Origin of the sequence: Bacillus cereus group sp. BfR-BA-01382 (assembly GCF_022663475.1) — a bacterium.
GTDB classification, from domain to species: Bacteria; Bacillota; Bacilli; order Bacillales; family Bacillaceae_G; genus Bacillus_A; species Bacillus_A thuringiensis_S.
Map to the genome: position 1 here is coordinate 1 of NZ_JAKUFQ010000230.1, position 1,573 is coordinate 1,573.

The window sequence follows — 1,573 nt, forward strand, 5'->3', positions numbered from 1 at the left end:
CTTACTCATATAAACCCTCTCCATTTCTTTTATTTTTATTTGTTATATTCATTATCTAATAAGTCTTTGTTATCATATATATTCCCAATCACTTCAATTGATTCAATAGAATGAAGGTTTCCCCCACCCTCTCCATTTACCTCAAATCCAAAGTTAGTGTCCGAAAAACAGACTACTCCTTTTACATTGTCATATCCACCATGCCAATGTGATGGACGCTTCCCAACAATAATGTCCCCTGCAAACACCATTTGTTTTTTATCACTTGAATCTTTCAGCCCAATATATTGACCAACTGATTTCCATTCTACTGGAACAAAACCTTGTCCTGGTGATTCAATATAAGCTAAGTTATCTTCATAATTCATTACGGCATTACCATAAAACCATTTTATATCACCATAATCTTCAATCGGTTTTCCCCTAAACAAAATCATATTTATTCACTCCCAATTCTACTTTTAAAATATGTATTTAATATTGCCCAAGTCCAAGACTACTTACGAGAATTTCATTTTCCTCTAAAGCTGATAATTATGATTTCCCCTGGTCACATTTTGTACAAAGTACATTATGAAACTTACCATTCTCTAAGTAAAAAAGAACATGCTCTCCCTTTTGAATACGGGTTTTACAGGCTCCACATTTTAATCTTGATGACCTTGCAATAGAATTATGAATTGTGATACTCATGATATCCCTCTCTCGTTAACATATTTTAGACTCTACGAAACTGATTCTTGTACTTTGTTACATTTTCTACAATAAACCTTTTCTTCTACTACAACTGCATTTTCCTCAGTGCATGTATTTGAACATTTTTGACATTTAAACCACCAACCGCTTTTTAACAATTCGTTTTTTGGCACATATCCTAAATCAGCATATTTATCAAACTCTATTATCCTACTCGCTCTGAGTTCTGTATAATCACACCATCTATACGCTTCACTCTTTACTTTCGCTTTACCAATACTCTCTGCAAACACTATTTCTTGATTTTCACCATCGCTACCTTGAACATGAAATGCCTTCATAGCACACACCTACTTCCTTACTAAATACACTTTATATTCTACATTTCTAATGCTTTTGCATTTGCTACAGGAAAGATTTTAAACCTCTGGCTTTGTAGCGTTGTTGATACAATAAAGTATCTATATAGCTGTTCATTTTATTAGCATCTACTGTAACGAGCATACCATTATGTAACTTCACATATACTCCACTCTTGAATCCATCACCACGCATAAAACCCTCTCCATTAAGACACATTTCAAGCGCTTCCATCAAGGTCAAGTCATATTTTGTTTTCATATACATTCCCTCCTTATTTGGATAGAACTCTTTTTTGCTTAATTTTATTGAATTACTGCCAATACTCATTATTGAAGTGTTTTCTTCCATACTCTTTTAACGCTTGGAGTTTGTTAATCATTTCATCAATATCGCAAATATGAATAGACATTGTACCTTCTCCTGTTTTATCCTCACGGGGTTTAACACCATTAAAACCAATGCTGTAATCAATACACCCATCCTTTTTCAAAATCACTTCATCAGTGCCAAACTC

4 protein-coding genes are annotated in these 1,573 nt (G+C 33.6%); all 4 read right to left on the reverse strand.

What is annotated here, in order from left to right; genetic code table 11:
* Positions 1-35 precede the first annotated feature (35 nt).
* Positions 36-437 (reverse strand): YopX family protein, encoded by a 402-nt coding sequence (locus tag MR160_RS33565; protein WP_242299206.1) that lies wholly within the window; start codon positions 435-437, stop codon positions 36-38.
* Positions 438-725: 288 nt separating this feature from the next.
* A complete protein-coding gene (locus tag MR160_RS33570; RefSeq protein WP_242299207.1) occupies positions 726-1,037 on the reverse strand; it encodes a hypothetical protein in 312 nt (103 codons plus the stop codon).
* Positions 1,038-1,101: 64 nt separating this feature from the next.
* Positions 1,102-1,317 carry a hypothetical protein gene (locus tag MR160_RS33575; protein WP_242299208.1) on the reverse strand — a complete coding sequence of 72 codons (216 nt, stop codon included), beginning with the start codon at positions 1,315-1,317 and terminating at the stop codon, positions 1,102-1,104.
* Between the two features lie 52 nt (positions 1,318-1,369).
* On the reverse strand, positions 1,370-1,573 hold a 204-nt coding region (locus MR160_RS33580), incomplete at its 5' end, for a hypothetical protein (protein WP_242299209.1).

Coding starts and splice junctions, on each gene's coding strand:
- MR160_RS33565 (WP_242299206.1), bottom strand. CDS start 437: ATGATTTTGTTTAGGGGAAAACCGATTGAAGATTATGGTGATATAAAA.
- MR160_RS33570 (WP_242299207.1), bottom strand. CDS start 1,037: ATGAAGGCATTTCATGTTCAAGGTAGCGATGGTGAAAATCAAGAAATA.
- MR160_RS33575 (WP_242299208.1), bottom strand. CDS start 1,317: ATGAAAACAAAATATGACTTGACCTTGATGGAAGCGCTTGAAATGTGT.